Below are 25,819 nucleotides of genomic sequence, written 5' to 3'. Positions count from 1 at the left end.
AATGGCACAATATTCATTAGAGGTTTCACAGATGCATCTAGATTCTTGGCTGGCTGCCGAATTAGCCTTATCAACCGCTCAATCTTACACGATAGGGAGTAGATCACTTACTCGCGTGGACCTGAAAGATGTAATGACTCAAATTAGATATTGGCAGAACCAAGTTAATGGAGCAACACCTGGCATGGGGAAAAAATCTAAAGTCCGCAGGTACATTCCTATTGATTTATGAGCTGGATTGATAGAGTTGTCGGCACGATAGCCCCCAATATTGCACTCAATAGGGAACGGGCACGAACAGAGATTGTCCGCAACCAAAAGATACAACAGGTTTTGAATCAAGGATACGGAGATCATGGGGCTAGCCGTAAAAGGAAGTCCTTAGCTGCTTGGAATCCTTTTGCTGGCGATGCTGAAGAAGATATCCACGAGAACTTAGATGCTCTTAGGCCGCGAGCTCGTGATTTGTATATGGGCGGTTCAATGGCAAACGGAGCTTTGAAAACAATGCGTACAAATATTATCGGCACGGGGCTACGGTTGAAACCTAGCTTTGATGCCGATTTTTTAAATCTTACAGAGGATCAAGCCGGCGAGTTAAAACGGAAGATCGAGCGCGAGTTTTTATTGTGGGCCGAATCAAAGGATTGTGATTCTACCGGGCTTCATAATTTCTATGAGCTCCAGCAACTTGCTTTTTTATCTTGGATTATGAGCGGGGATGTCTTTATATTGCTACCGCTTCTACCTCGTGACCATACGGTTTACGACTTGCGGGTGCGGTTGATAGAGGCAGATCGTTGTAATAATCCAATTGGCAAAACAGTTGTGGATACGGCTAAGATTAGCAGCGGCGTTGAAATGGACTCGGATGGAATGATTGCAGCTTATTGGTTTTCCAATAAACATCCAGGATCATCAACCGCAGTATTAGCAGACTGGAAGCGCGTCGAAGTCATTGGCAAAGAGAGCGGCAGGCGTAACGTTCTGCACCTTATGGAAGCAGAGCGCCCAGAGCAGCGCAGAGGTGTTCCAATCTTGGCTCCGATCATCGAGTCATTAAAACAATTGGAGCGCTACACCGAGGCTGAACTGATGGCTGCCGTAATCAGTGGGATGTTTACCGTTTTCGTCGAGACTCCCGATTCAGAACCGGATCAATTTGGAATTACGCAACCAGATAATCCAACTGGAGAACCATTACCAATTGGTGACCCGGGTGATTTAAAGCTTGGCAACGGAGCTATTCAGTTTTTAGAACCTGGCGAGAAGGCCACAATAGCCAATCCGCTTCGTCCTAACTCAGGGTTCGACCCGTTTGTTACATCCATATTAAGGCAAGTTGGCGCTTCTTTAGAACTACCGTATGAGTTGTTACTCAAACACTTTACTGCCTCTTATTCAGCAAGTAGAGGTGCTCTACTAGAAGCTTGGAAAATGTTTCGCATGCGCAGGGCTTGGATGTCTTCTGATTTCTGCCAGCCGATTTATGAAGAGTGGTTTGCTGAAGCTGTGATCAAAGGGCGGATTGATGCGCCTGGTATATTCGACGATCCGCTTTTATTCAAAGCCTACACCAAAGCAGAGTGGCACGGCCCAAGTAATGGTCAGCTAGATCCACTCAAAGAAGTTAATGCTGCTGTCATTCGTGTGGCGCAAGGATTTAGTACAGCTGAGCGTGAAACGGCTGAACTTACTGGCAGCGAGTGGGAAAACAATATTAGGCAGCTTGCTAGGGAAAAAGCTTTACGAGAGCAATATGGCTTAAATGTTCCGGTTGAAGGGGGTGATAACAAAAATGCCGAAGAAGATCAACCTTAAAGGGATCATAGTTTCAAATGACGATATTGAAATTTATGATTGGTTTGGGATTGAGGCGGTGAGTCCTAATAAGATTGCGGATCAACTAACTGAAGCCAATGGTGAGGATATTGAGGTTTATATCAATTCCCCTGGTGGTAGCGTTTGGGCAGGATCTGACATCTACGCATCCTTAAAAGAATACTCAGGAAATAGCGTATCTAAGATTGTGGGGATGTGCGCTAGCGCAGCTGGGGTTGCGGCAATGGGCACAAAGAAGCTCATGATAGCCCCTACGGCTCAATTCATGATTCACAATGCTGCGAATGGACAATATGGTGATTACAGGGATATGCAAAAAAATGCTGACTTCCTAAAGCAAGTAAACGATTCTATTGCCAATGCCTATATTCTCAAAACTGGACTGCCTAGGGATGAGTTGCTGAACATGATGGATCATGAGACTTTCTTCACGGCTCAACAAGCTTTGGAGAAGGGATTTGCTGATGAAATCATGTTTGATGATGCGAATCAACTTAAACTAGTCGCTAACCTAGGAGTTTCATTTACTCTACCTCAGGCAGTCATGGACAAAGCGCGGAATGAATTATTAAAGAATAAGTTACCACCAATTGAACCAGAGCCTAAAGGCGAAGAAGGAGATGATAGTTTGAAAGATTTAGATGAATTAAAAACAAAGCATCCAGAAATATATAACGCAGCTATTCAGGTTGGGTTGTCTCAAGAGCGCAACAGAATTACCGAGCTCAATTCATTAGCAGGAGCACCCGGGGCGAAGGACATTGTAGCCAAAGCAATCACAGAAGGTAGCTCTGCTGCTCAAGCTGCGATGGATATTGTCAAAGCATCTGCGGAACGCCTTACTACCGAAGGGCAAAAGAGATTGTATGACGCTAAAAACAGCGGTGCTGAAGGTGTTTTACCGGGTGATCCGGACGATACCAAGCCAACACCTGAAGCGCAATCGCAAGAGGATGCAGACGATATTCTAGAAGAAATGAAAAAACTTAGAGGAGGTCGGAACTAATGGCAGCATATGAAATCGATAATTATGATGAATTAATTGCAGGGATGGTCGAACCAATTGTAACGCAATCCATTATCATCAACGTACTCGCAGGTGCTGTATATACCCGAGGAATGGTTATGGCCAGAATATCTTTTACTGCGGACGGTACTTGGGTCTGCAAAGCAGTTGATTCAGCTGCTGCAGGTGCGCCAGATAAAGTTCCTGTTGGCATACTTGCTGATGAGAATGTGGATGCGACCGTAGCTATTCAACGCGCTACCATTTACACACAAGGTGAGTTTAACCGCGCCGCTCTAAAGTTCGGCGGTACCGATACAATCACTACTCACGAAGCAGCTTTAAATGCAGCAAAGCTTTACACAAAACGAGCAGTAGGATAAGGGAGGAATAACCAAGATGGCATTCAAAGATATTTACTCATTCCCAACGCTTATAAGAGTTGTTGGTCAATTGCCTCCACCGAGCACTTATATTCTCGATAAATTTTTTCAAGATGGTGAAAGTTTTGATACTGAGTTTGTTGAGATTCAAACTTTAAAAGGCAATAAGCCGATCGCGCCTTACGTGTCTGAATTACAACCAGGTAAGGTTATTTTACGAACTGGTTTTACTGCCAAGCAGTACAAGCCCGCTCTAATCAAGCCTGCTCGCGCTATCACTTCAATTGATTTAAAGGTTCGAAATGCAGGTGACAGCCTGATCAACCCAATCCAACCAGAAGTCAGAGCTAAAAAATTAATTGCAAAGGACCTTATTGAACTAGCCGACACTATTACACGCCGTCAGGTTCAACAGGCCGCAGAATTGATGTTTACGGGCAGGGTTACACAAATTGGCGAAGGTGTTAGCCAAGTAATCGATTATGATTTTACTAATATCGAAACACTTTCAGGCACAAACCTTTGGAGTAACTCAGCATCTGATCCAATTGCGTATCTTGCCGCTAAAAGACAAGCGATCATCGCTGCTAATGCCCCTACACCTAACATCTTGCTTTGCGAATACAATGCAGCCGTTGCTCTAATGCGTCACCCGAAAGTATTGGCACTTGCTGCTAATGTGGGCGTTGACGTTGGTAATATCGATACTACGTTGCTACCAGATGGCGTAACATACCACGGTCGTTTACGTGACGTAGGACTGGACGTGTTCAGTTATACAGGCACATACACCAATGATGCAGGCGCTGACGTTCCTTTCATTCCAGCGGGCAAGATTGCGCTTCTTAACGACAAAGAAAAGTTCACTTTTCTTTATGGGGCAAATGTCATCATGGACAAAGTTACTGAGCAATTCGCAAGAGTTGTTGGTAAAATCACACCTCAATCATGGGTAACAATCGAACCAGCTCAACGTTGGTTGCAGTTGTTATCTCGTCCATTACCAGTACCACCAAACGTTAGTGGTTGGTTTGTAGCAACTGTACTTTAATTAAAAGGAGACTAGTCAAATGGGTTATACAGCCAAAGAAACAATTATTCACAATGGTGAAAAGTATATAGCAGGTGAAGAGGTTCTAGATCTGAGAGAGAGCGACATTGCGAGGTTGATGCGTTTGGAAGTTATTGAAGGATCGGGAGAGGCCGAGGATCAGGAAGTTTATAAAACAATTGCCGAATTTAAGGCATTGAAGCCAACGGAACAAGCTGAGTATCTTGCTAGCGTGGGACTAGAACCGTCCGAAAACACTGGAGAGTACAACAAGCAGTATAAAGGTTGGTACGATTCAAACAGATAGGAGCAGTAATCCATGAAATATGAAGTAGTGCGAGGTACAGCTAGAAACGAGGGAGCCCTTTATCGCAAGGGCTCTTTTTTTGATGCTGATCATGACGATTCGGAAGTTAAAAGGCTTACCAGTAAGGGCATTATCGCTCCTGCAATGGAGAAAACGCCTGCGAAAAAACCTAAAGTTGATGATCTGGAATGAATTTCAAGGACCATGTAGCTCAAGATATCGCCAATGTTTTCTTTAATACGGACGAATTTAGCGACTTAGTGACCATCGATGGACAAGAATGCACTGTTCAAATCGATAGCGATCGGCTAATAAAGCGCTCAGAAAAAGAATACAACGGCATAACAGCGGGCATAATCCTTTACTTTATTCCTGTTTTGGATTATCCAAACAAGCCGAAAGTCGGTAATACGCAGATATTTAACAACAAACTTCACTTTATTGACTCCGTTTTAGAAAGTGACGGGGTTTATGAAATTGTGATCAACCAGAACCGAGGCGAGTAGGCGTGGCTCAAAGGATAACGATAGATGTGTCGGCACTAGATGGTGTTATGAAGAAAATGCGCGGATTTGAAAAGGAAGTTCCTGCAGCCATCCAGTCCGCGCTCAATCGTACTATTAAGCATGTTGAAACCAAAGTCGGACAAGTCGTGCCTAAGCTCTACAACATCACCAAGAAAGAAGTCATAGGCGGAACGGACACCAGATATGCAAGTCGAGGGTCGCTTAATGCATTTGTAACAGTGCGCGGCAAGAGATTTACTCTTGCTCGTTTTCTTCCCGGAGGACTTGGATCCAGTTCTAAGATCGCAAAGGTCAAGATCAAGAAGGCAGCTGGATATAAGCGGGTAGGCGGTGATCCTAAAGTGTTTGTTCAGAAAGTGACAGGAAATACACAGGTAATGCGCAGAGAAGGCAGAGGTCGCTACCCAGTCGATGTAATGCGGACAATCGCCACGGCCCAAATGGTTGAAAACAAGGATGTTGCTCCTATCATCCAAAAGAGTGCAAATGCGATGCTCGCCAAGCGGGTCGAACATGAGATTGAGCGCAGATTAAGGAGGACGATTCGATGATAGACAATACGATCTTAGAAGCGATAGAATCCTTCTGCAAAACTCATGTAAGCCCTAAGATCATGCTCATGGTACCGAATGATGATGACGTAAGTCAGTACAACCTCATGTACCCTAATGTATTTGTGGGTTGGATACCACCGCCGAACCAATTGGAGGATGTGCCTTTACAGCTTCCTGAGGGGTTAAAGAGTGCAATTCCTGCAATAGTCATTGGAATGGATGAAGCTGAGGACGATGGTAATGATGCCGGTCTTAATATCCGCATATCTTTCATCGTATATAACCCCGGGCTTTATCCCGAACCAGGCACCTTAATTCCTAACTTCAAGGGTTATAAGGATCTGCTTAATCTTATTTTTATATGTAGGCAGCAACTTTCAAGCCATTATTTGATTGAAGGCGGAAAGACTGCAGCTCAGAAGCCATTTAGATGGGGCATGTATTTGCAGCAACCTGCAGGCTATTATGTCGGGTGGCTTACATTTCGGGCAACGGCAACTATTCTACCATTTATGGATTCACCTAATTATATTATCGATTAAGAAAGGAAGTGAACCACCTTGCCATATTTACATGGTGTATATGGGCAGCAGTCACCAACAACGGATACTCTTTCTCCTTCTGGCGTGAGTACATTACCCGTTTATATTGGTACAGCCCCTGTTCAACAACTGGCAGATCCAGCAGCTGCAATCAATGTTCCAATAATTATCAACAGCTTTGCAGATGCTGTGGCTAAAATAGGATATTCGGATGATTGGGTCACATTTACCTTAAGCGAAGCTGTATATGCACATTTTAAGAATCGCATCCAACCAATTGGACCGATTGTAGTAATAAATGTAATGGATCCTGAAACGAGCGTGACTGTAGGTACCCAATCAGTGGCGATTGCAAATGGAGTAGGTTATATCACAGCCCCAGCGGTTTTAGACACGATTGCAATCACGGGTAAAGTGTTAGGGACTGACTTCAAGGCGGAATATACAACCGATGGACGCGTTAAAGTGTCTGCCTTACCCACTAAAACACTTGTTAATCCTTCACCTGCTACATTCGATAAAATGGATATTGCAGAGGTCACTAGCTCTGATGTAATCGGGGGCAACTTAGCGGGAGTTCGTACAGGAATTTCAGTAGTGGAGTTAGTTTATGTAACCCATAAACAAATCCCAACAATCCTAGCTGCTCCTGGTTGGTCACAAGTAAAACTAATCAAAGAAGCGCTTGTTACAGCTTCCCAGAACATTAATGGGCATTGGGATGCGCTTGTTGCAGCTGACTTAGACAGCGGAGCAACATCCGATACTATTGCTGAAGCTATTGCTTGGAAGGCCACAAACGGATACACAGACATTGGTGTAAAGGTTGGATGGCCTAAGGCTAAAAGCGCTGGCAGAATCTTCTGGACTTCAACACTTATGGTTGTTCGCATGCAGCAAACCGACTTTGCTTCTGACAATGTTCCATACATTTCTCCATCCAATAAACAGGTCGATATTACTGGTCCAGTTCTTGCGAGTGGAGCAGATTTCGTATTCGACGAAAATCAAGCAAACGAACTGAATCAAAAAGGGATCACAACTTTCAATTTCCGTAGTGGCATTTGGGTTTTATGGGGACCTCATTGTGCTAATTATGAATACGGCGCTTCGATTGACCCTAAGGATGTTTTCGACGCAGGCATTCGTATGATGATGTATATGACCAATACATTCCAAGACCGTTTTATGTCTGATGTAGATGGGCCACTCAATCGCAGCATGAAAGACACGATTCTAAACGATGCTGGCACTTGGATTAACAGTCTAATTGCTGACGGCAAGCTCTTGTATGGTGTAATTGAGTTTCTTGAGACAAGCAATCCAACGAGCAGCATCGTTGAAGGTAACTTCTTGTTTAATACTCAGATCACTACTACGCCAGTCGCTAAATCATTAACGTTTGTTGTGCAATATACAACCAAGGGCATTACAGCCTTATTTGGGGGTGAAAGTTAATGCCAAAGATTACAAACAAAACGATCCAATATAAACTGAAAGCATCCAATCAAGCCAATGCAATGGTATTAATCGACGATTCAAGCGATTTACAACTGCCAAGCATTGAAAAGCTTACGGACACAGTCAAGGGGTCTGGAATCATGGGGGAAATTGATTTACCATCATTCGGACAACTTGGGAGCATGACATTTGCGGTCAACAACAGAGCGGATAACGCTCAGTACGCGATAATGTCACGTCCGGGAGAAATAAAGTTTGAGATTATCTGGGTTGTTGATGTGTTTGACTCTAGCCAAGTAAAGGTTGGCATTCAGCAACACAAAGTGTTCTTGAGTGGCGTAAGTAAAAAGTATGACATGGGCAAGATCGATGTTAATTCTGGAGCGGATGGGTCAAGCGAATTCGAAATCTACTATTTACGTAAGATTGTGGATGGTAAAGAGGTTTTGTTGATTGATAAGTTCAATTTCAAATATGTCGTAAATGGCACGGATTACATGAATGACCTCAGAACAGCCCTGCAATAATAGGGCTGTTTTATTTTTTTATTCGAAGGAGAAATGACAATGTCCAATACTAAATTGAAACTGACCAAGCCTGTAGATATCAATGGTGAAACTGTCACTGAATTGCCGTACAACTTTGAAGACATGACAGCTCGCGATAAAGCGGAGGCAACAAAATCATTCAAGAAATCCGGAAATATGGTCATGGTTCAAGAATTTGATTGCGACTATCACCTTTACATTTTTGCGGCAGCAGTTAAAAAGGCTGATCCTTCAATAGAAATTGATGACGTTTTACGAATCAGTTTCAAGGATTCGGTAACAGCGGAGGCGTTGGTACGAGGTTTTTTCTTCTTGAATTTGGAGGACTCCTCACCGACGAATACCTCTCCAACTGTATAACTCAGTTAGTTTTTAATCAGTTTTCAAGCCGAAAAGAATGCATGGAGATGAGCCTTATTGATCTAATTGGGTTTTTCGAGGATCTTGCAGACGAAGCAGAGAGGCAAAGGAAGGAGGCGGATCGTAACCATGGCTAGTAAAAGTGAATTAGAGGCGGTCATAAAGTTAGCAGGTAATATTGACCCATCTCTACGCAAGGCGTTATTGGATGCTCAGAGACGCATTGGCGATGTTGGTAAAACGTCGAGTATGACTGGTAAATTGATAAGCAAAGCTTTCACGGTTGCTGCTACAGGAGTTGCGGTTGGGATTACTGCAATAGGCGCTGGATTGCTCTACGTTGCCAAACAAGGTTTGGATCTCGCTTCTGACCTAACCGAAGTGCAAAACGTTGTTGATGTAACTTTCGGCAAAGGCGCAACGCAAATTAACGCATGGTCCAAACAAGCCCTACAAGCATACGGGTTAAGCGAGTTGTCAGCAAAGAGATATAGCAGCACATTAGGTGCATTGATGAAAAGTTCAGGCGTTTCAAGCGAGAACCTTATTTCAATGTCTGAAAACTTAACAGCTTTGTCTGGTGACTTTGCATCCTTCTATAATTTAGACCCTGCTGAAGCATTTGAGAAGATCAAATCCGGTATATCTGGGGAAACAGAACCCTTGAAAGCATTGGGCATTAATATGAGCGTGGCTAATCTAGAAGCCTTTGCGCTAGCGAAAGGAATTAAAACTGCATGGAGTAAAATGGGTCAAGGTGATCAAACTATGCTGCGTTATAACTTCCTATTGGAAAAGAGCGCTGATGCACAGGGGGATTTCGCGAGGACTATAGGTAGCTATGCCAATCAAAAACGATTGTTTAGTGAAGGATTTAAACAGTTGTCTTCCACTATTATGAATGCGGCATTACCTGCATTCACTAGTCTATTTAAAAAAGGTAACGAAATGGTCAGCGCTTTTGCCAACAGTCCCGAGAAGATAAAAAAGTTACAGGATGCAATTGCAGGAGTGGCAAATAAGATTATCGTATTAATACCAATTGCACTTGGTCATATTCAAAATATCACCGGATTTCTTGGTGATCTGTATAATTCAGCAGTTCCAATATATCAATATATTTCTGACAACTGGTCATTAATCGGGCCAATAATTTTGGGTATAGTTGCAGCCATAGCCGCATGGAAGCTGGCAATGGGCATCATTTCCACTGTTAAAACACTCACAATAGGTATCAATGCTTTGAAGATAGCCTTTGACTTCTTGCGAATATCTAAGCTTAAAGATGCTGCTACAACACTATATCTAACAGGTCTTTATGCAAAGGACACGATTGTAAAAGGGTTCAACACGGCAGGCACTTGGGCAATGAACGCGGCTAATAAAGCATCGCGAATTGGACTATTGGCGGCAGCTGCTGCGCAATGGGTACTCAACGCTGCTGTTTATGCCAATCCGATTACTTGGATCGTTATAGGTATTGTTGCTGCGGTCGCTCTTTTAGTAGGAGGGATAATCCTACTCGTTAAATATTGGGACAACGTAATAAACGCAATGAAAAACGCTTGGACATGGTTTCATAATCTAATTAATAAGATTCCAGATCTAGCCCTCGTATTAACTGGACCAATTGCACCTATGCTACTACTGATTAAACACTGGGGCGCAGTTAAAGATTTTCTCACAAATTCTTGGCAGATTATCAAAATGGCCTTCGCTATGGGAGTGAATATTATCGTTGATAATATAAATTGGTTGATTGAGAAGATGAATAAGATACCTGGTGTAAACATCGATCTCATTCCAAGGATGGACACAAGTGCCTATACCGCAGCTGCTAATTCAATCCCTACTCACGGCATGATGATGCAAGAATTTGCAAAAGGCGGATTTGCTAACCAACCATCCATATTTGGCGAAGCTGGACCAGAAGCAGCAATCCCACTTAAACGAACGCCAAGAAGCTTGAGTTTGCTAAGCAAGACAGCCGAAGTGCTTGGTGTTGGCGGTGGCGGCACAACTGGTAGCGGTAGCGGACCGACATTCGTATATTCTCCAACATACGGCTCTAATACAAGTGAGAGCCAAGTGAGACAAGATTTTGAAGAATTTAAAGCAATGTGTAATAAATGGGTGAAATCCATGAGGAGGGAGAACTTTGCTTAAATATTACTTATATACAGCCTTGTCTCATGACACCTTTGATTCTATTGCATTAGATTTTTACAATGAAGAAACCCTCTCTGGAAATATCATTTCTGCCAATCCTCAATATCGAAATACAATCCTATTCAGTGGAGGAGAAGTTCTCCAGATTCCAGTTATCGAAGTAAAGGCGGCGGAGACATTGCCGCCATGGAAACGATCATGAATATAATTTATAACGGCGCTGATATTACGGGATCTGTGCAACCGACCAAATTACAGTTAACAGATAACTCTGGAGGGAAACCAGACAGTTTAGAAATATCATTCTCTGATAGCGATGGTGTCTGGTCCAAATGGAAACCTGTTAAAAACGACACAATTCAAATATTAGAAAGTGGTTTTGATTCTGGCATCATGTTTGTGGATCAGCTAAGCCAATCTGCGGGGATGTTCGGCATCATGGCACTTTCTATTCCTCAGGCTAGTAAAACGGCCCGTACGCAAGGCTGGGAGAAGGTCAGGCTACTGGAGATAGTAACGGAGATTGCCACTCGTTACGGTTTAAGCTTGCAAACCTATAATATAGCGAATCATTTATATGAGCGAATTGATCAGCAAGAAATTGCAGACTTCGTATTCTTAGCAGATCTTTGTTTGGCTGAAGGATATGCATTAAAAATCAACAACCTTTCATTGGTTATATATGATGAATATGCGCAAGAACAGATTGCGGCTGATCCGAAGCTTTCTTTGTTTGGAGAAGGAAATATTAACGATTCCTTCGAATTCTTGAACGAGTCGACTGAAATTTATCAAAAGTGCATTGTTTGCAGCAATGGTACTGAATATATCGAAGGGTCATACTCTGCTACCGATATATTAGGTCCAACCCTAAAACGAAGTGTATATGCAACCAACCAAGCGGAAGCTAACAGGTGGGCTAAGGGGCTGTTGCGGAGCTACAATAAGCATATGATAACCGGATCGCTCTCTATTAACCTAAACACCAATTACGCAGCTGGAACAAATATAAGTGTAGAGGATATCGGTTTATTTGATGGTAAATACGCCATCCACAGTCTCACACACGACCTAATTAACAATAAGACTTCATTATCCCTGCGAAAGCCACTGGAGGGCTATTAATGACGCTAAAAGGGCAAGTCAGTTCAGTGGACACTATAAACCGCAAAGCTCGGGTGATCTTTCAAGATTTTGATAATGTAGTCAGTGCCGATGTTCCTTATGCAACTCATCTCACGATTGAAGTAAACGACATGGTTGCAGTCGTTTTTTTCTCAAATAATAAATCAGACGGGCTGATAATCGCGGCCTATTAAGGGGTGTTAAGGTGCCGATTGCAACGTTTAAAAATAAAGTATTTCAAGTAAGCTCCAATATAAAATATCCCCTTGATGGGCTTGCGTGGAGTAGTGCACTTAGTTCGGAAGCTCAGGAGAAGTTAAAGAGTAAGCCCAGCACTTATATTAAAGGCGAGGCACTTATCCCGCTAAGTTTTACAATACCGCTGTTTGCCACTCTTGGGATTAACGTTAGGAAAGAGATCGAATCTTGGCAGGACATTCTTTCCAAGCAACTACCGGATTACTTCATTCTCGGAAGCAAACCGATAAGTAAGAATAAGTTTTTGCTGAAGTCGGTTGGCGTAAGCGACACCCAAATAGATGGTAAAGGAAATATGCTTAAGGCAACTCTAAAGCTGGACTTCGAAGAATATGTGAGAGCCGGCAAAGCAGAAGTTAAGAAAGAAGAGAATAAGACAGCCACAAATAATAACATTCAGCCCAGCACTTATATAACAAAACCAACTACTAAAGCTGAGGTCAAAAGGGAAAACCCTAACGCAAGTGAAGCGTTCCTTAAACTCTATTTAAAAGGAGAATGATCGTATGTTGATCGAGATAAATACTTCGGAATCAACCGACATCGATTGGGGGGCTTCAGGAGTCAGTGAAGTTGCTCAGAATGTCTACACATTGATTAATACCTTGAAATATGAAGTTGCATATGATCGGACACTCGGGCTACAACCCAACTTCATTGATATGCCCTTAACTGAGTCAGTCGCATTAGTTACAGCTCAGATCTATGCAATAGTTGATGAAAGAGAGCCTAGGGCGACCGTAGAAAGCGTTGAATTTATAGGCGTGAGCGAAGATGGGAATTTGATGTTAAGGGTGGTGATTGACGTATGAGCGAGTTTACAGAGATTCAATTTGTCGATGCGGATGCGCAGCGTATCGAAAATGAATTGATAGATGCTTATTTTCAAGAGACGGGGCAAGTGTTGTATCCGGGAGATCCGCGAAGGATATTCCTTCTGCAGTTGTTGCCGGTTCTCGTTGCTCTTAAAAATAACATTAATTTCACAGCTAATCAGAATCTATTGCCATTTGCTATTGGTGATGTATTGGATGGGCTTGGCGAACGCATAGGTGTTCCTAGGCTTGTTGCTCAAGTAGCGTATGCAACGATGAGATTTACATTGAGTGCCGTACAATTGAGTCCTGTAACAATACTACAAGGCACTCGAGTAACACCTGACGGAATACTTTATTTTGCAACAATAGCGGATTTAGTTATAGCACCAGGCGACACAACGGGCGACATGCCAGTAAAGTCAACGGTTGGCGGTAATAAATACAATTTTTTCGTTGCTGGGCAAATCAATATTATTGTTGACCCCGTTCCATTCGTAGCAAGCGCGGTAAACTTAGGCACAAGTTCAGGTGGATCGGACGATGAAACAGACGATGCTTATCGGGAACGACAGCGACTAGCTCCAGATTCGTTCAGTGTGGCTGGTCCAACAGGTGCCTATATATTTTTTGCTAAATCCGCAGATATCAACATCGCTGACGTTTCTGTGACCTCTCCAAGCGCAGGGGCTGTTAATGTATATGTATTAATGAAAAACGGCTTGCTTCCAGATGCACCTATGTTGGCTAAAGTTTTGTTAGAGGTAAATACAGACAACCGCAGACCACTTACGGACTATGTGCAAGTTCTTGCACCCACTGTTGTTAACTACAACATCACACTAACTTATTACATCGCATCTGAAAGAAGTGCAGAGGTTACAACAATTCGCGCAGCCATAGAAAATACAGGTGGTGCAATTGATCAATATGTTTCGTGGCAATATGCCAAGCTCGGAAGAACTATAAGTCCTGACACGCTTCTTTCATACTTGTATGGAGCTGGGGCTTTTCGTGTTGTCATAACTACTCCAGCATATGCAACCATAACTGCAAGTCAAGTCGGAAAGTTAGTAACGAAAACTGTCACGTATGGAGGGTTGATATAATTGCAGACTGAATCCATTGATCTCTTAGCTTTACAGACCAATAACATGCAAAATGATATTGGAGTTAGAGGTATGACGGCAGCATTAACCCCTCAATTTATGCAATTAGCTGAACAAATAATCAATGAATTGATTTATACACGAATCGATGATTTACCTGAGAGTGCCTTGGATATCTTAGCTTGGCAATTTAACGTTGATTGGTATGTGCCAGACAGCGATTTAACAACTAAAAGACAGGCAATTAATGGTGCGTTGCTTGTAAAGAAAATTCAAGGAACGCCAGCGGCGGTTCAACGTGTCGTAGAAATATATTTTGGGGATGGCGAAGTGGAAGAGTGGTTTGATTACGGCGGATCCCCTTTTTATTTCCGTGTTGTAACGAATAACCCAAGAGCAACAGGAGATCAAGCGGCTTTACTTATTAAAGCTGTAAATTCAGTTAAGAACCTACGATCTCGACTCGAATCAGTTATTATTCAATCGGTCGATAATATGGATCTTTATTTTGGTTTTGCGCTTCAAATGACCGATAATCTAACGTTAAAGCAGGTGGTATAAATGAGTAATTTCGGGGGGCTTATCCTCACGAATAAAGGCAGGGCACTTCAAGCGAAGGTACAAGCAGGGGCGGTCTTGCATTTCAACCGCATAGCCATAGGTGACGGAAATCTCGGGAGCACAACAATATCTAGCCTTAATGCGTTGGTTTCCGAAAAAAAATCACTTGCGATAACAAAGCTAAAAACTCAAGGTGTGGATAAAGCGATTGTGGGCGGAGTTCTTTCTAACAGCGCAATAGTGACGGGGTTTTACTTCAGGGAGATTGGTGTATTTGCACAAGACCCGACTGATGGAGAAATCTTGTATTGCTATGCAAACGCGGGGGCGGGCGCTGAGTACATTCCGGCTGGCGGTGGTCCTGACATTATCGAAAAGAATATCGACGTTATTACTTTAACTGCAAATGCTGCAAGTATCACCGCGACAATAGCCAGCGGTATTTATGCCTCGGTCGTTGATTTTACAACCCATCAAACCGCGACGACTCTTGATCATCCGGACTCATCGGTGATAACCGCAAAGATTGCACCAAAAGCTGTAACGGCTGCGAAAATAGCAGATAATACAATCGGAGCTGGACAAATGGCAGCGGGGGCAGCCACAGATACGGTTATTGGAAATAGAACGATTGATGATACTGTTGTTGCGGCAGCCGGGGCAGACACACCAACAAGGCTTTGGTCAAAGATCGGGTATGTATTAAAAACACTTATGGGTACAGCAAACTGGTGGACACTACCCTCTTTGACTATAACAGCAATAATAACTGCTCTGGGATTAAAAGCTCCGCTAGCGAGTCCGGCATTAACCGGAATTCCGACCGCTCCAACAGCCGCTGCGGCAACGAGTACGACGCAGTTAGGCACAACGGCGCACACACAGGCGGCAATTGATGCGAAATACACGACTGCGGATGTTTTAACGAAGCTTAAGACGGTAGATGGATCAGGCAGTGGTTTAGATGCCGATTTATTGGATGGATCACAAGGAACTGAATACGTAAGAAATAACTATGGTTATTGGGCTGGTAATAATGCCAATACAGCCATAACAGAGGGAACGTATAATTTTCAATCGGGTTCAACGAATACACCTAACGGTGATTGGTGTACACTTCATGTTTTTAGTGCAGTTGGTTCAGCTAGCGATAGGGTAATTCAAATAGCTAATGTTTGGAATTTAAGTAATGACATTTACGTCAGGAGACTCAATAGCGCTACTTGGTCGGCTTGGACAAAAATGTGGACAGATGAAAACTCACCGGCATCATTAGCGGCAAATGGCTATCAAAAACTAGCAAGCGGGATTATTATTCAAGGGGGAACTGCAAATGTAGCAAGTGGTGCTTTTATTCCTCTTAATATTACTTTAACTACTAGGATTGTGTCTGTTACCGTTACCCCAAGAAATTCCTCTATGCCTGCTACGGGAGTTGCTAATTCAGGTGGAATAACTAATTTTCAAGTATTTCATGGGTTAGGGGCAACGGCAATAGACATGCATTGGATGGCAATAGGATATTAAAAAAGGAGGTTAGACAATGACACAACTTTACGCTGATTCAGATTCAAATGGTAACATATTAGGGTTTTATGCAGATGATGTTCACACACCTGAGCAAATACCCGAAACAGCAATAGAAATAACACATGAAGAATGGCAATCCTGCTTAGAATATCCAGGTAAATGGATTGTAGTTAATGGAGCATTGGCGTTGGATTTAGTCAATTACCCGCCGCCTTATGTAGAGCCTGAACCATTGCCGCCAACTCCTGAACAATTGCGGATCGCGCAGCTTGAGGAAGAAAATGAAACTATAAAAGCCGATGGTTTGATGACGATGGAAGCCATAGCGGAAGTCTATGAAATGATATTAAACATGCAAGGGGGTGAATAACCCTTGGCTAAAATTTACTTCAATCTTATCAAAGAAGGTCGTCGTACAATAGATCAGGTGCCGGAAGCGATTAAAGAAGCGGTGCAGGCTTTACTAAACGAGGTGCAATAATGACCTCGTTTTTATTATGGTTACTTTTCCTTTTTTCGAAGGGAGGTGAAACTACTATGGTAGCAATTTATGTTGCTTTGATAATCAACGGCAGACGTACTTTTTCACAGGTTCCAGTAAGCTTACAACCAGCCGTACACGCTGATTTGTTGGCTCTTGGTTTAGATGATAACGGACAACCGTTAGTTTAGAAACACTTAAGCCCCTTCATTGGGGCTTTACTTATGTTTAAAAATAGAAAGTGGGTGGCGAATTGACTGATGAAATCAAGGCGCTGCATGAACTTATTACAAATGTTCGCCTAGACCTACGAGAACTAAATGTAAAGATGGATGGAATTAAAGATTTGACGGAGAAGGTTGAGAAAATACAGATCGTTGCAAATAAAGCTTTGCAAAGTACGGACTCAGCCCACAAAAGGTTAGATGAACGGGATACGAAAATAGAGTCCATTGTCAGGCATTATGAGGATGAAATAAGGGCTGTGAACATTAGAGTTACAGCAGAGGTCAAAGATATTAAAGAGACTAGGGAAGACGATATAAAGGACCGTAAATCGGACCGCCGCTGGTTAATTGGTACTTTGATTACAGTTGGTGGTTTGAGCATGACTGTTATCGGTTTGGTAATGAAGGTTTTTGGAAATTAATGGAGGTTTTATAAATGGAATGGTCCGCAATATTAAATTTAATTGATCCAAAATTATTCATTGTTGTTGCTGCATGTTGGGTACTTGGCTACATTTTAAAACAAACGCCAGCTGTGCCCAATTGGTCAATCGTTTTTATTGTCACCTCATTTGCGACTGGGTTCGCCGTTTGGATGATGGGTCCACAACCAGAGATTATCCTTCAGGGTATTTTGTGCGGGGCTGTCAGTGTTTATGGCTATGAGTTTATCAAAGGCATCAAGGGAGCAAAGGAAGATATTCAGGACGGTGTAAAATGAATCCATTTGAAGGTTATCGAATAACAAGCCCTTATGGAATGCGTACCGATCCATTCCCGCCATACCCGCAAAAGATGCATACCGGAATTGATCTTGTGCTAGCTGACAAAGCTCCTCTTAAAGCATTTATGCCAGGTAAAGTAGTCCACGCCAAGGAAGGTGTAACTGGCTCAGGTTTCGGAGGATTCGGTAATGTCGTAGCATTGCTAGATGATCATGGCGCTATTCAATTCTACGCACATCTAAGCAGCATTTCCGTCAAGGTCGGGGATATTGTAAAGGCTGGTCAAGTGATTGGCACACAGGGCAACACAGGACATTCAGCAGGATCTCATTTACACTTTGAAGTTAGGCTGAACGGAAAATCTTCTGGTTTTGGTTATGAAAGCAACGTAGAGCCAACGGCTTACTTGCAGAAATACATGAAGGAGGAATCTGAAATGTCTAAGGATGAGGGAATGAAAATAATCACTTCACTCGGTAAGCTCTACGCTCTAACAAAGGATAAGGCGGAAAAGGCAGAAGTGCATCGCCAAGCAAATGCTATTCGAACAATAATCGGTATACCGTTACAATAAGCTAAAGCCCTCACGCTATCTCAGGTGCGGGCTTTTTTTATTTCGACAAAATATTTCCAAAATCAAACAGATGTTTGGGAGGATTTAGAAATTAATTCTAGAATTATAACTATAAAATATATCAATATGAATGGATGAATAAATTTGACAGCTGAAATAGCCGTTTTAAACCGCTTTGGAGTTGCCTTGGCTGCAGATTCAGCAGTTACTGTTGGGTCAAATAAAATATTTAATTCAGCTGATAAACTCTTTGCACTTTCTAAAATACACCCTGTAGGTATAATGGTTTATGGTAATGCGCATTATATGAATGTTCCTTGGGAAACTGTCGTGAAAATATATCGCAAACATTTAGGAGATCAGGCTTTTCCTACCCTAAAAGGATATTGTGATCATTTTTTTGATTATATTAATACCGATGCGCGATTTACTTCACCTGAGTCAGAAAAACAAATGGTTGGTAATTTCTTCTCAGTTTGGCTAGAAGAGTTTTTAAAAAATCTTAATCTGTATATTGCCAACACGTTTACTCATGAGCCAACAGAACAAGAAGTTCAGATTGAAATGTTATCAGCAACCAATGATCTGATTCTTGAATACAATGCATTAGATTATGCAAACACGTTTGACGACAGTTTTAATACTTGGTTCAATCAAACTTATAGTGGGTATATAGCATTAATTTTCAATGACAATGTAAATATTCAAACCACCCCGCAAATGATTGATAATTTGGTGTATATTGCTGGATCGTTAGTTTGTAGAAACTACAAAAATGATGGTCGCTCAGGTATTGTTATTGCTGGTTTCGGGGAAGATGACATATTCCCATCCCTTTATGGATATCGAATAGAAGGAATTTTTAATGGAATTATGAAATATGCTGAGGAAGAAAGTTCTGAAATTGGTGCCGGTAAGAGTGCCGAGATTGTGCCTTTTGCTCAACAAGAAATGGTTCATTCTTTTTTGACTGGAATGGATCCTAAAATTGAGTCTGAGATTCACCAATTTCTTCACGAAACTGTAAATATTTATCCAGACTTTGTAGAGTCATTAATAAATCAGTTAGTTGCTACTTCAGATAACGATCAAATAAAGGCCGAAATCACACAAAAAGGTATCGATTTATTTACAGAGTTTTCCCAATCTCTCCAACAATTAAAACGGAGAAATTATTTAATTCCTGTTATACAAACGGTTGCATCCTTTCCAAAAGAAGAATTAGCTGCAATGGCAGAGGCATTGGTAAATTTAACATCTATTAAACGAAAGGTCACAAATCAAGCCGAAACTGTTGGTGGACCTACAGACGTGGCAGTTATATCAAAAGGTGATGGATTTATTTGGATTAAACGAAAGCACTATTTTAGTCCGGAATTTAATTCACAATATTTTAATAATCTAGTTAAGGGGTGAATTTATGGTGCAAAGTTCAAGTTTTGTCACATCAGTACAAGGAAGAGGTTACTTTAATCTTCCTTCAGATAAACAACCTACCAACAAATTTTTGAAGAAAAAGGATGACGATAAAACATTAACTGAGAAGGTATTAGGTAAGGTTTTTTCCGAATATACACATGAAAAAAAAGAAAAACCAACACGAGATTTAAAAAATGAGAAGTGAGTTTACTTTTTACAAATTTATATAATAATGACTTGCGTTAATATTTAGCTCTTGCCTAATCAGCAGGGGCTTTTTTACTTCTCCCACAGAAAGATAAAGCCCTTATCGCTGCAGGATAGGGGCTTTTTTCGTTTATTTAGCTTCTTCGATTAACTCCGCATTCTGATTCTTCACATTACCCACATCTTTACTCACCGGGCAAGCCCTCATTCGCTCCATTGGATACTTATGTATATTATGCTTATAATTCGAGCAATTAGGTTCATCCACATGTTTCAATATCCCTTAACATGTTTATTATTAGATAGTAGTAAAATATGATTTAAGGGGTGATTAATAATGAATACATTACTAATCATAATTGTAGTTATATTAGTGTTTGGTGGCGGCGGATTCTTTTACAGTAGAAGGAGATAAATAAACTAATATTTGAAAAGGAGGCGTCCTTATGCTTTGGGCAATTTTTGTTATCGTATTACTCATGTGGCTTTTAGGTTTTTCTTTTCATATTGCAGGTGATTTTATCCATATTCTGCTTGTCATCGCATTGATTTCACTGATCTTCAACTTAATCAGGGGAAGAAGTAGTCGTTAGACTTACTACCAACTCTTATAAATATTAGTTGTTTGATTTAATTCTTTTCTATAAGCATCCCTGATTCTTCATATTCCTATGAGCTCTCACCTAGTCAGTGGGGGCTTTTTTGCGTTCAATTCCGTTTCGGCCTCGCACCTTAGTATAAATCTATTTTCATGGGAAAGAATGAATGATAGATAGATTGAGGAGGGTGAACATAATGCATACAGTTTGGAAGGGCGCTATATCATTTGGTTTGGTACATATACCCGTGAAGATGCATTCGGCAATAGAGGATAAGGATATAACAATGAAATACATCCATAAAGAATGCGGCACCAACCTTTCTTATATAAAATCCTGTAAAGCTTGTGAAAAAGAAGTTTCAGGTGAAGATATTGTGAAAGGTTACGAATATGAAAACGGGAAGTTTGTGATTTTTAATAAGGACGAAATTGAAGAGATTCTACCTGAAAATACTAAAGAAATAAAAATTTTGGATTTCGTTGATCTTCATGAAATAGATCCGGTTTATTTTCAGAAAACATACTATTTATCCCCAGGCGATACGAGCGCAAAAGCATATTATTTACTTTACGAGGCAATTAGAACTAAGGGGAAAATAGGTATTTGCAAGGTGATTATTCGCTCGAAAAGCAGCCTAGCTGCACTTAGAATTATTGACCATTGCTTAGTTATGGAAACCATTTATTATCCGGATGAGATAAGACCTGTTCAACAAGTACCAAATTTGAAACTCAATATGGAAGTTAGTGAAATGGAATTGAAAATGGCACATATGTTGATCGACCATTTGTCAAAACCATTTGATCCGAATAATTACCAAGATGATTATCGCGAGGAATTAACCTCATTAATTCAAAAGAAAATAAATGGCGAAGAGTTCCACGTTTCTAGAGTTGAAGCAAAATCAAATATCTTGGATTTAATGTCTGCACTGCAAGCAAGCCTGAGCAGCCTTAAGCCAAAAAATGAAGTAGGTAAACCTAAACGAAAAACAACCAGAAAGAAAAAAGAGTCTGCTGTTGTAGAAGGAACAGGTTAAATTTGTTTGATATAAGAATACTTGTTCGCATATAATGTGGATGAGGTGATCGCATGAGCTTTACAATGGAACTGTACGAACTGTTAATACGATACACAAAGGATTCTGAGGACAAGGATATATCAATGGCAGAATTGCAGAGAATAGCTTGGTGGCGTTGCGTTTGGGGATGGTGGAGGGCTCTGGCATTTTACAACATGAGAGATCATTACGAGCGATTAGAGGACGTTCCAGAAGGAATGCTGGAGTTTACTATCCAAACTAAACATTTGAACACGAGGTATTATTTGTCGATGGGTAACCAGATAACCCAAGTAATTGACGTTGAGACTTGTAAGAAATTTTATGGGTAAGAAAAAAAGCCCCTGAGGGCTTTAATGGAAAAATATAAATTATTTTTTCATTCCAAACTTCCAAATTGCTTGGCCTTTGGAAAATGGTTCGGAATAAATAAATTCATAGTAAGCAGATTCAGGAGCATCAAACGCTACTTCGCCACGAACTTTTCTTCCAGCCGCCAATTCCCCATCTAAAGATCCTTTAACATCAGTGAAGAGTGCCACATCAAGTTTAAAGGATTCCGCATCATTTAATGCCATGCTCATCAAAGTAGAAATTGCCGCTGAATCCGTACCTTTATTCTCGATGGTTAAATCTAGAATTATAAACATGGCTTCTTCTGGCGTATCGAAATCTGATCCTTTGTTACCCCTGACCCCATTAAGTGTGATTTCTAAGTCATTGAACTTTACTGTGTCACCAATCGAAAATGTCTTAGCTGCAATGTCCGCTTCTTGTTGTTCTTTCATCTTCGCTAGCGCCGCTTTCTGAGCTTCGGCTTTGTCAGCATCGGGAGTAGCAGGGGCAGCGGAAGCTTCGGCGGTTTTTTCAACTTCTGCCGCTTGGGTAGCGGCGGGCTTTTCTACCTTTTCAATTTTAGCTTCCGTGCATCCAGCAAGTGCAATTACAAATAATAATGTAAGCAAATAAGCTTTTTTCATAATATCCCCTTTGAAATGAAATAATTGTCAAATATTAGCTTAACAGAACTGGGTATATTTTACTACATTTTTGTTATTCATATCTTATCAAGCAGAACAATCTCCTCATCGGATTTTTGATTTCTCTGCAAAACCCATGGGATAAACAGTATCTTTGCATCAAATATGATGTGAATCAGAATAGGCAGGATTAAGCTTCCTGTCAGCAAGTAAATCGAGCCAAGAAACAGACCTAGGAATATAGTCATAATGATTCCAGACATGCCTTGCTGGAAGTGTCCGATACCAAATAGCAGGGAAACGAGTAGCAAGCTCAGAGCTGCGCTCAAGCCGTAAGGCGATGCCTGAAAGTATTGGAAGAGGTAACCGCGAAATATAATCTCCTCACAGATTCCCACAGTAATTGGCACTATCCAAAATACCTTTTTCTCCCTAAAAGTTACTGGGTGCATTGGCACAAGACTAAAGGTTTTCGCAGTTAGTTGGCGCATTTTTCTGCTGAAAAATATTAAAACGATTGGTAGAAATTGATCGAATGTTAAGTAGACCAAAGATACAATTAAGGCAATTCGCACAATGGTTAAATTCTCACTTATGCTCGTGATGCTAAGCGTGCTGTCGAAACTTGAAAACAGTATAAATAGTAAAGTTATCGTCCAGTATAGAAAAAATATTTTGTAATAAAGCTTCTCTCTCACAAAACTCCCAACAGCATTGTTAATTCGTTTGAATTCTAAAATTGCCGTTACTGGCATCCCGATTAATACCAGTCCGACTAATATATGATTGACCAACATTAAATAACCTCCTATCGAATATAGACTATTATCTCACAAAATAGATTTACTATAAATAAATATTGACGCTCGTTATCGGGCGTGATATTGTTACATTAACAGAATATTACAACCACTTTTAGGGGGTTAGATTATGTGCGAACCTGAATCAATCATTGATTTAAAAGTGTTGATAATGGGGACCGATGAAGCAGCTGATTTATGGGGGATATCCCAAGCTCAAGTAAAAAGGCTATCACGAGAGGGGAAATGCAATGCCACGCTAATAGGCAAAACATGGGTGTTACAAAGGGGTCAGGTTAACCCCTCGAAGAAAAATAAAAAGGATGTTGATCAATAATATGGACATTTACATAAAGTTACTGATGACTTTTATCACTATTGCAGCAATGATGATCTTTGTTTATAGTATATTTAGTTTACATTTAGCTGACGCACACAAACAAATCGCCATCCTGGCTGTGTCAGTAGGATTTACAAATTACTATTTTAAATTTGTGATCGATTCACCTTACTCCTTTGTAGCTCAAACTGCTATATGGATTGTAATGATGATTATACTTAGGAAGTACTCATTTTTATTCTCTTTAATCTTTTGTGGGGTCGGGACAATCTTTGTAGCAATAGTGGATGGCGCAACGACTTACGCAGTTATCGCCCTAAACATTTCCACAATGGACAAAATGATTAGCAATCCTTTGCATTATACTATTTTACATCTCGCAGTCACTTCAATGTACCTATTAATCGCTTATGTTTTAAAGAAGTTTCGCATTGGTTTTGTATTCCTTAGACTTGGATATTCGGGCAAGACGTTATTAAAACCACACAACTTTATATTAGCGGCAGCCTTGATATTAGTTGTTTCTTTATTTCAAATTTACGCCAATTCTTTTACTACATCGTCTATTGATTTCTATTTAATAATATCTATGACTCTAGTAATCATATATGTTCTATACAGAGCCTTTATAAAAAATAGATCAGATTACAACTCCAGGTTCGTTGGGGAAGGGAGTGGTAACAATAAAATTATTAAATCAAATAAACCCAGTAAACATAATATCAAATAATTTTGCGATGTTTATTAAAAAACATTCACCTAATTCATCATCTATTCCCGTTCTTGTTTTGGGCATTTCCACAATGTTAAATCTTATAATCATGTTCTCTTTAGTTACAATCATATCTTTAGTTACAGGTGATTTTATAAAGGGATTTATTGCAACAATTGGCTTTTGCGGATTAAGGTATTTTAGCGGAGGATTGCACATAAAATCTGCAAATGTTTGCAACGTTATTTCGGCTCTAATTGTATTAATTTGCATATACTTACCTATTGGTTATTGGTATAATATTAATGTGTTAAATGCAGTTTCAATATTGTTGTTAGCTTGGAATGCGCCAAACGGAATCAAGAAAAGCAAATTACCTGTCAAATTTTATCCAGCTCTTAAATTGATCTCGATATTAATTGTTAGCTCTAATTTCTTCATTGAATCTCCAACACTATCAATGGCATTTCTGCTGCAATCTATCACCACCGTTCCTATTATTTCCGTTTTACTGAATCGAATGAAATGGTAAGGAGGCGCGTCTAATTGAAAATGTTTATTGCGAAAGTGGCTAACAATGTATTGACTTTTGTTGCAAAAAAACAAGCTCTAACTGGTTGTTACTGGCTTTGTCATGAATATGACATCCCAGAAGAATTACTTTAGTAGAATATAAAGCAAAAGCGACTTCAATTACGAAGTCGCTTTTTTTTGCCGAAAAGCCTGAGCATTGCTTTGGATACGGTTTCGAATAGTCGGATCTGATGAGCAAGCGATAATACATCTCGTTCATTGTTTCTCTTATTTAAATCTTCCAAAGATAACACATAGTCTATGTTGGGGTGGGAAACGTGCCTGGTAAGCAGGATGAAACAAATCTCTTCCTGATCCTCTGAACAAATCAATGAATTTATGCTAAAAAAAACATTATTGTCGTTCGTTATATATATCCCCGCTGCACCAACACCGTCTATATAATGGTTATAATCTATATAAATACCTTCTTTTCTCGCAGAAGAAAACACATTCTCAAAATCTAAATCAACTTTCTCAAGTTCCTCATTTTGCTTGTCCACTAATCCCACTCCTATCTAATTCTATTGATACCTTTGCAAGATTGTCTATTTTTGTTAAAATGGACAAGTATTTCGTAACGCGAAGGTGTGATGCAAAAGGTGTTTGTTGTGACCCAGATAGAAATTGGTCACTGCCTTCTGGACAAATGCCTAAGACTAGCCCGCATGAAGCGAAAAGATTTGGTCAAAAAGACAGGTATTAGTAAGCAACGTCTCTCTGAGTATTCAACTAAAAAAACCGTTATGACCGTCGAAACCATGTACACGATAGCCCTAGCTATTGGATGTGAGGAGAAAGATCTGTATGAGCGGAATGTGGTAAAGAAGCTTTGGCAGGAAGGCAATTGACGAAGAGACCATTTTATGGGTTTTCTTCTATCGGGTCTGTCATGTACATACATGACAAAATTGGTTCCCTAATTGTTTAATAATACCACTTATCATAATACCAAATTACCATTTTATGCA

Annotated in this window: 40 protein-coding genes; 37 read left to right on the top strand and 3 right to left on the bottom strand. The window is 40.7% G+C overall.

Going from position 1 to position 25,819, the window contains the following annotated elements:
• Position 1: 1 nt before the first annotated feature.
• The 32 genes from EHS13_RS20435 to ku all read left to right on the top strand — a co-directional run bounded on the left by EHS13_RS20435 (position 2) and on the right by ku (position 21,422).
• Positions 2-232 carry a DUF6148 family protein gene (locus EHS13_RS20435; RefSeq protein WP_155702170.1) on the top strand — a complete coding sequence of 77 codons (231 nt, stop codon included), beginning with the start codon at positions 2-4 and terminating at the stop codon, positions 230-232.
• Positions 229-1,821, top strand: a complete 1,593-nt coding sequence (locus EHS13_RS20430; RefSeq protein WP_155702169.1) for a phage portal protein — start codon at positions 229-231, stop codon at positions 1,819-1,821. Before EHS13_RS20435 ends, EHS13_RS20430 begins: the two co-directional genes overlap by 4 nt.
• Complete coding sequence (locus EHS13_RS20425) at positions 1,799-2,848, top strand: head maturation protease, ClpP-related (protein ID WP_155702168.1); 1,050 nt, start codon at positions 1,799-1,801, stop codon at positions 2,846-2,848. Before EHS13_RS20430 ends, EHS13_RS20425 begins: the two co-directional genes overlap by 23 nt.
• The gene (locus tag EHS13_RS20420) at positions 2,848-3,231 is read left to right on the top strand and encodes a head decoration protein (protein ID WP_155702167.1); all 384 of its coding nucleotides are present in this window, start codon (positions 2,848-2,850) and stop codon (positions 3,229-3,231) included. The genes EHS13_RS20425 and EHS13_RS20420 overlap by 1 nt, the downstream gene beginning before the upstream one ends.
• A 16-nt stretch (positions 3,232-3,247) precedes the next feature.
• On the top strand, positions 3,248-4,282 hold the full coding sequence (locus EHS13_RS20415) for a major capsid protein (protein ID WP_155702166.1): 1,035 nt from the start codon (positions 3,248-3,250) through the stop codon (positions 4,280-4,282).
• A 19-nt stretch (positions 4,283-4,301) separates the two neighbouring features.
• A complete protein-coding gene (locus EHS13_RS20410) occupies positions 4,302-4,589 on the top strand; it encodes a hypothetical protein (RefSeq protein WP_155702165.1) in 288 nt (95 codons plus the stop codon).
• A 12-nt stretch (positions 4,590-4,601) separates the two neighbouring features.
• Entirely contained in the window at positions 4,602-4,781 is a 180-nt protein-coding gene (locus tag EHS13_RS20405) for a hypothetical protein (RefSeq protein ID WP_155702164.1), read from the top strand.
• Positions 4,778-5,095: a hypothetical protein gene (locus EHS13_RS20400; RefSeq protein WP_155702163.1), complete on the top strand. Its 318-nt coding sequence runs from the start codon at positions 4,778-4,780 to the stop codon at positions 5,093-5,095. Before EHS13_RS20405 ends, EHS13_RS20400 begins: the two co-directional genes overlap by 4 nt.
• Positions 5,096-5,097: 2 nt before the next feature.
• The gene (locus EHS13_RS20395) at positions 5,098-5,667 is read left to right on the top strand and encodes a phage tail protein (RefSeq protein ID WP_155702162.1); all 570 of its coding nucleotides are present in this window, start codon (positions 5,098-5,100) and stop codon (positions 5,665-5,667) included.
• Positions 5,664-6,212, top strand: coding sequence for a hypothetical protein (locus EHS13_RS20390; protein WP_155702161.1), 549 nt, complete (start codon positions 5,664-5,666; stop codon positions 6,210-6,212). Before EHS13_RS20395 ends, EHS13_RS20390 begins: the two co-directional genes overlap by 4 nt.
• Before the next feature lie 18 nt (positions 6,213-6,230).
• The gene (locus EHS13_RS20385) at positions 6,231-7,670 is read left to right on the top strand and encodes a phage tail sheath protein (RefSeq protein WP_155702160.1); all 1,440 of its coding nucleotides are present in this window, start codon (positions 6,231-6,233) and stop codon (positions 7,668-7,670) included.
• Positions 7,670-8,200: a phage major tail tube protein gene (locus EHS13_RS20380; protein ID WP_155702159.1), complete on the top strand. Its 531-nt coding sequence runs from the start codon at positions 7,670-7,672 to the stop codon at positions 8,198-8,200. The genes EHS13_RS20385 and EHS13_RS20380 overlap by 1 nt, the downstream gene beginning before the upstream one ends.
• A gap of 39 nt (positions 8,201-8,239) precedes the next feature.
• A complete protein-coding gene (locus tag EHS13_RS20375) occupies positions 8,240-8,581 on the top strand; it encodes a hypothetical protein (RefSeq protein WP_155702158.1) in 342 nt (113 codons plus the stop codon).
• A gap of 129 nt (positions 8,582-8,710) precedes the next feature.
• Positions 8,711-10,747, top strand: a complete 2,037-nt coding sequence (locus EHS13_RS20370; RefSeq protein WP_155702157.1) for a phage tail tape measure protein — start codon at positions 8,711-8,713, stop codon at positions 10,745-10,747.
• Complete coding sequence (locus EHS13_RS20365) at positions 10,740-10,952, top strand: tail protein X (protein WP_155702156.1); 213 nt, start codon at positions 10,740-10,742, stop codon at positions 10,950-10,952. The genes EHS13_RS20370 and EHS13_RS20365 overlap by 8 nt, the downstream gene beginning before the upstream one ends.
• On the top strand, positions 10,949-11,875 hold the full coding sequence (locus EHS13_RS20360; protein ID WP_155702155.1) for a phage late control D family protein: 927 nt from the start codon (positions 10,949-10,951) through the stop codon (positions 11,873-11,875). Before EHS13_RS20365 ends, EHS13_RS20360 begins: the two co-directional genes overlap by 4 nt.
• Positions 11,875-12,069 carry a hypothetical protein gene (locus tag EHS13_RS20355; RefSeq protein WP_155702154.1) on the top strand — a complete coding sequence of 65 codons (195 nt, stop codon included), beginning with the start codon at positions 11,875-11,877 and terminating at the stop codon, positions 12,067-12,069. The genes EHS13_RS20360 and EHS13_RS20355 overlap by 1 nt, the downstream gene beginning before the upstream one ends.
• A gap of 11 nt (positions 12,070-12,080) precedes the next feature.
• The gene (locus EHS13_RS20350; protein ID WP_162463176.1) at positions 12,081-12,635 is read left to right on the top strand and encodes a phage tail protein; all 555 of its coding nucleotides are present in this window, start codon (positions 12,081-12,083) and stop codon (positions 12,633-12,635) included.
• Between the two features lie 4 nt (positions 12,636-12,639).
• Positions 12,640-12,945: a GPW/gp25 family protein gene (locus EHS13_RS20345; RefSeq protein WP_155702152.1), complete on the top strand. Its 306-nt coding sequence runs from the start codon at positions 12,640-12,642 to the stop codon at positions 12,943-12,945.
• Entirely contained in the window at positions 12,942-14,057 is a 1,116-nt protein-coding gene (locus EHS13_RS20340) for a baseplate assembly protein (RefSeq protein WP_155702151.1), read from the top strand. Before EHS13_RS20345 ends, EHS13_RS20340 begins: the two co-directional genes overlap by 4 nt.
• Positions 14,058-14,618 carry a phage tail protein I gene (locus EHS13_RS20335; protein ID WP_155702150.1) on the top strand — a complete coding sequence of 187 codons (561 nt, stop codon included), beginning with the start codon at positions 14,058-14,060 and terminating at the stop codon, positions 14,616-14,618.
• On the top strand, positions 14,619-16,145 hold the full coding sequence (locus EHS13_RS20330; RefSeq protein WP_155702149.1) for a phage tail-collar fiber domain-containing protein: 1,527 nt from the start codon (positions 14,619-14,621) through the stop codon (positions 16,143-16,145). It begins immediately after the preceding gene.
• Between the two features lie 16 nt (positions 16,146-16,161).
• Positions 16,162-16,518: a hypothetical protein gene (locus EHS13_RS20325; protein ID WP_155702148.1), complete on the top strand. Its 357-nt coding sequence runs from the start codon at positions 16,162-16,164 to the stop codon at positions 16,516-16,518.
• Positions 16,519-16,521: 3 nt separating this feature from the next.
• Positions 16,522-16,629, top strand: a complete 108-nt coding sequence (locus EHS13_RS36860) for a CD1375 family protein (protein ID WP_227013449.1) — start codon at positions 16,522-16,524, stop codon at positions 16,627-16,629.
• Between the two features lie 56 nt (positions 16,630-16,685).
• Complete coding sequence (locus EHS13_RS37230; protein ID WP_264373537.1) at positions 16,686-16,820, top strand: CD1375 family protein; 135 nt, start codon at positions 16,686-16,688, stop codon at positions 16,818-16,820.
• Between the two features lie 62 nt (positions 16,821-16,882).
• Entirely contained in the window at positions 16,883-17,278 is a 396-nt protein-coding gene (locus tag EHS13_RS20320) for a hypothetical protein (protein ID WP_155702147.1), read from the top strand.
• Between the two features lie 14 nt (positions 17,279-17,292).
• Positions 17,293-17,577, top strand: a complete 285-nt coding sequence (locus tag EHS13_RS20315; RefSeq protein WP_155702146.1) for a phage holin family protein — start codon at positions 17,293-17,295, stop codon at positions 17,575-17,577.
• On the top strand, positions 17,574-18,155 hold the full coding sequence (locus EHS13_RS20310; RefSeq protein ID WP_155702145.1) for a M23 family metallopeptidase: 582 nt from the start codon (positions 17,574-17,576) through the stop codon (positions 18,153-18,155). The genes EHS13_RS20315 and EHS13_RS20310 overlap by 4 nt, the downstream gene beginning before the upstream one ends.
• A gap of 144 nt (positions 18,156-18,299) precedes the next feature.
• Positions 18,300-19,571, top strand: a complete 1,272-nt coding sequence (locus EHS13_RS20305; protein WP_155702144.1) for a hypothetical protein — start codon at positions 18,300-18,302, stop codon at positions 19,569-19,571.
• A gap of 4 nt (positions 19,572-19,575) precedes the next feature.
• Positions 19,576-19,779, top strand: coding sequence for a hypothetical protein (locus EHS13_RS20300; RefSeq protein ID WP_155702143.1), 204 nt, complete (start codon positions 19,576-19,578; stop codon positions 19,777-19,779).
• 448 nt (positions 19,780-20,227) lie between these two features.
• The gene (locus tag EHS13_RS20295; RefSeq protein WP_155702142.1) at positions 20,228-20,374 is read left to right on the top strand and encodes a lmo0937 family membrane protein; all 147 of its coding nucleotides are present in this window, start codon (positions 20,228-20,230) and stop codon (positions 20,372-20,374) included.
• A gap of 202 nt (positions 20,375-20,576) precedes the next feature.
• A complete protein-coding gene (gene ku / locus EHS13_RS20290) occupies positions 20,577-21,422 on the top strand; it encodes a non-homologous end joining protein Ku (RefSeq protein WP_155702141.1) in 846 nt (281 codons plus the stop codon).
• A gap of 392 nt (positions 21,423-21,814) precedes the next feature.
• On the opposite strand, the gene EHS13_RS20280 is transcribed toward ku, so the two are convergent.
• Both EHS13_RS20280 and EHS13_RS20275 read right to left on the bottom strand, forming a co-directional pair.
• A complete protein-coding gene (locus EHS13_RS20280; protein ID WP_155702139.1) occupies positions 21,815-22,423 on the bottom strand; it encodes a DUF4352 domain-containing protein in 609 nt (202 codons plus the stop codon).
• 77 nt (positions 22,424-22,500) lie between these two features.
• A complete protein-coding gene (locus EHS13_RS20275; RefSeq protein WP_155702138.1) occupies positions 22,501-23,220 on the bottom strand; it encodes a CPBP family intramembrane glutamic endopeptidase in 720 nt (239 codons plus the stop codon).
• Positions 23,221-23,353: 133 nt separating this feature from the next.
• On the opposite strand from EHS13_RS20275, the gene EHS13_RS20270 reads away from it, so the two are divergent.
• Genes EHS13_RS20270 through EHS13_RS20255 form a run of 4 tightly spaced genes read left to right on the top strand, consistent with a single transcriptional unit; the run spans position 23,354 to position 24,941 of the window.
• A complete protein-coding gene (locus EHS13_RS20270; protein ID WP_155702137.1) occupies positions 23,354-23,560 on the top strand; it encodes a MerR family transcriptional regulator in 207 nt (68 codons plus the stop codon).
• A gap of 1 nt (position 23,561) precedes the next feature.
• Positions 23,562-24,293 (top strand): hypothetical protein, encoded by a 732-nt coding sequence (locus EHS13_RS36855; protein ID WP_155702136.1) that lies wholly within the window; start codon positions 23,562-23,564, stop codon positions 24,291-24,293.
• A 7-nt stretch (positions 24,294-24,300) separates the two neighbouring features.
• On the top strand, positions 24,301-24,807 hold the full coding sequence (locus tag EHS13_RS20260) for an accessory gene regulator B family protein (protein WP_227013448.1): 507 nt from the start codon (positions 24,301-24,303) through the stop codon (positions 24,805-24,807).
• A 20-nt stretch (positions 24,808-24,827) separates the two neighbouring features.
• Positions 24,828-24,941 carry a cyclic lactone autoinducer peptide gene (locus tag EHS13_RS20255; RefSeq protein WP_227014051.1) on the top strand — a complete coding sequence of 38 codons (114 nt, stop codon included), beginning with the start codon at positions 24,828-24,830 and terminating at the stop codon, positions 24,939-24,941.
• Positions 24,942-24,964: 23 nt separating this feature from the next.
• Here the strand turns inward: EHS13_RS20255 and EHS13_RS20250 are convergent, their stop codons facing one another.
• The gene (locus tag EHS13_RS20250) at positions 24,965-25,351 is read right to left on the bottom strand and encodes a hypothetical protein (RefSeq protein ID WP_155702133.1); all 387 of its coding nucleotides are present in this window, start codon (positions 25,349-25,351) and stop codon (positions 24,965-24,967) included.
• 90 nt (positions 25,352-25,441) lie between these two features.
• Between EHS13_RS20250 and EHS13_RS20245 the strand changes: the two genes are divergently transcribed.
• Complete coding sequence (locus tag EHS13_RS20245) at positions 25,442-25,699, top strand: helix-turn-helix domain-containing protein (protein ID WP_155702132.1); 258 nt, start codon at positions 25,442-25,444, stop codon at positions 25,697-25,699.
• The last annotated feature ends 120 nt before the right edge of the window (positions 25,700-25,819 follow it).

Origin of the sequence: Paenibacillus psychroresistens, assembly GCF_009728935.1 — a bacterium.
GTDB lineage: Bacteria > Bacillota > Bacilli > Paenibacillales > NBRC-103111 > Paenibacillus_AC > Paenibacillus_AC psychroresistens.
This window is presented reverse-complemented; position numbering and strand designations above follow the sequence as displayed.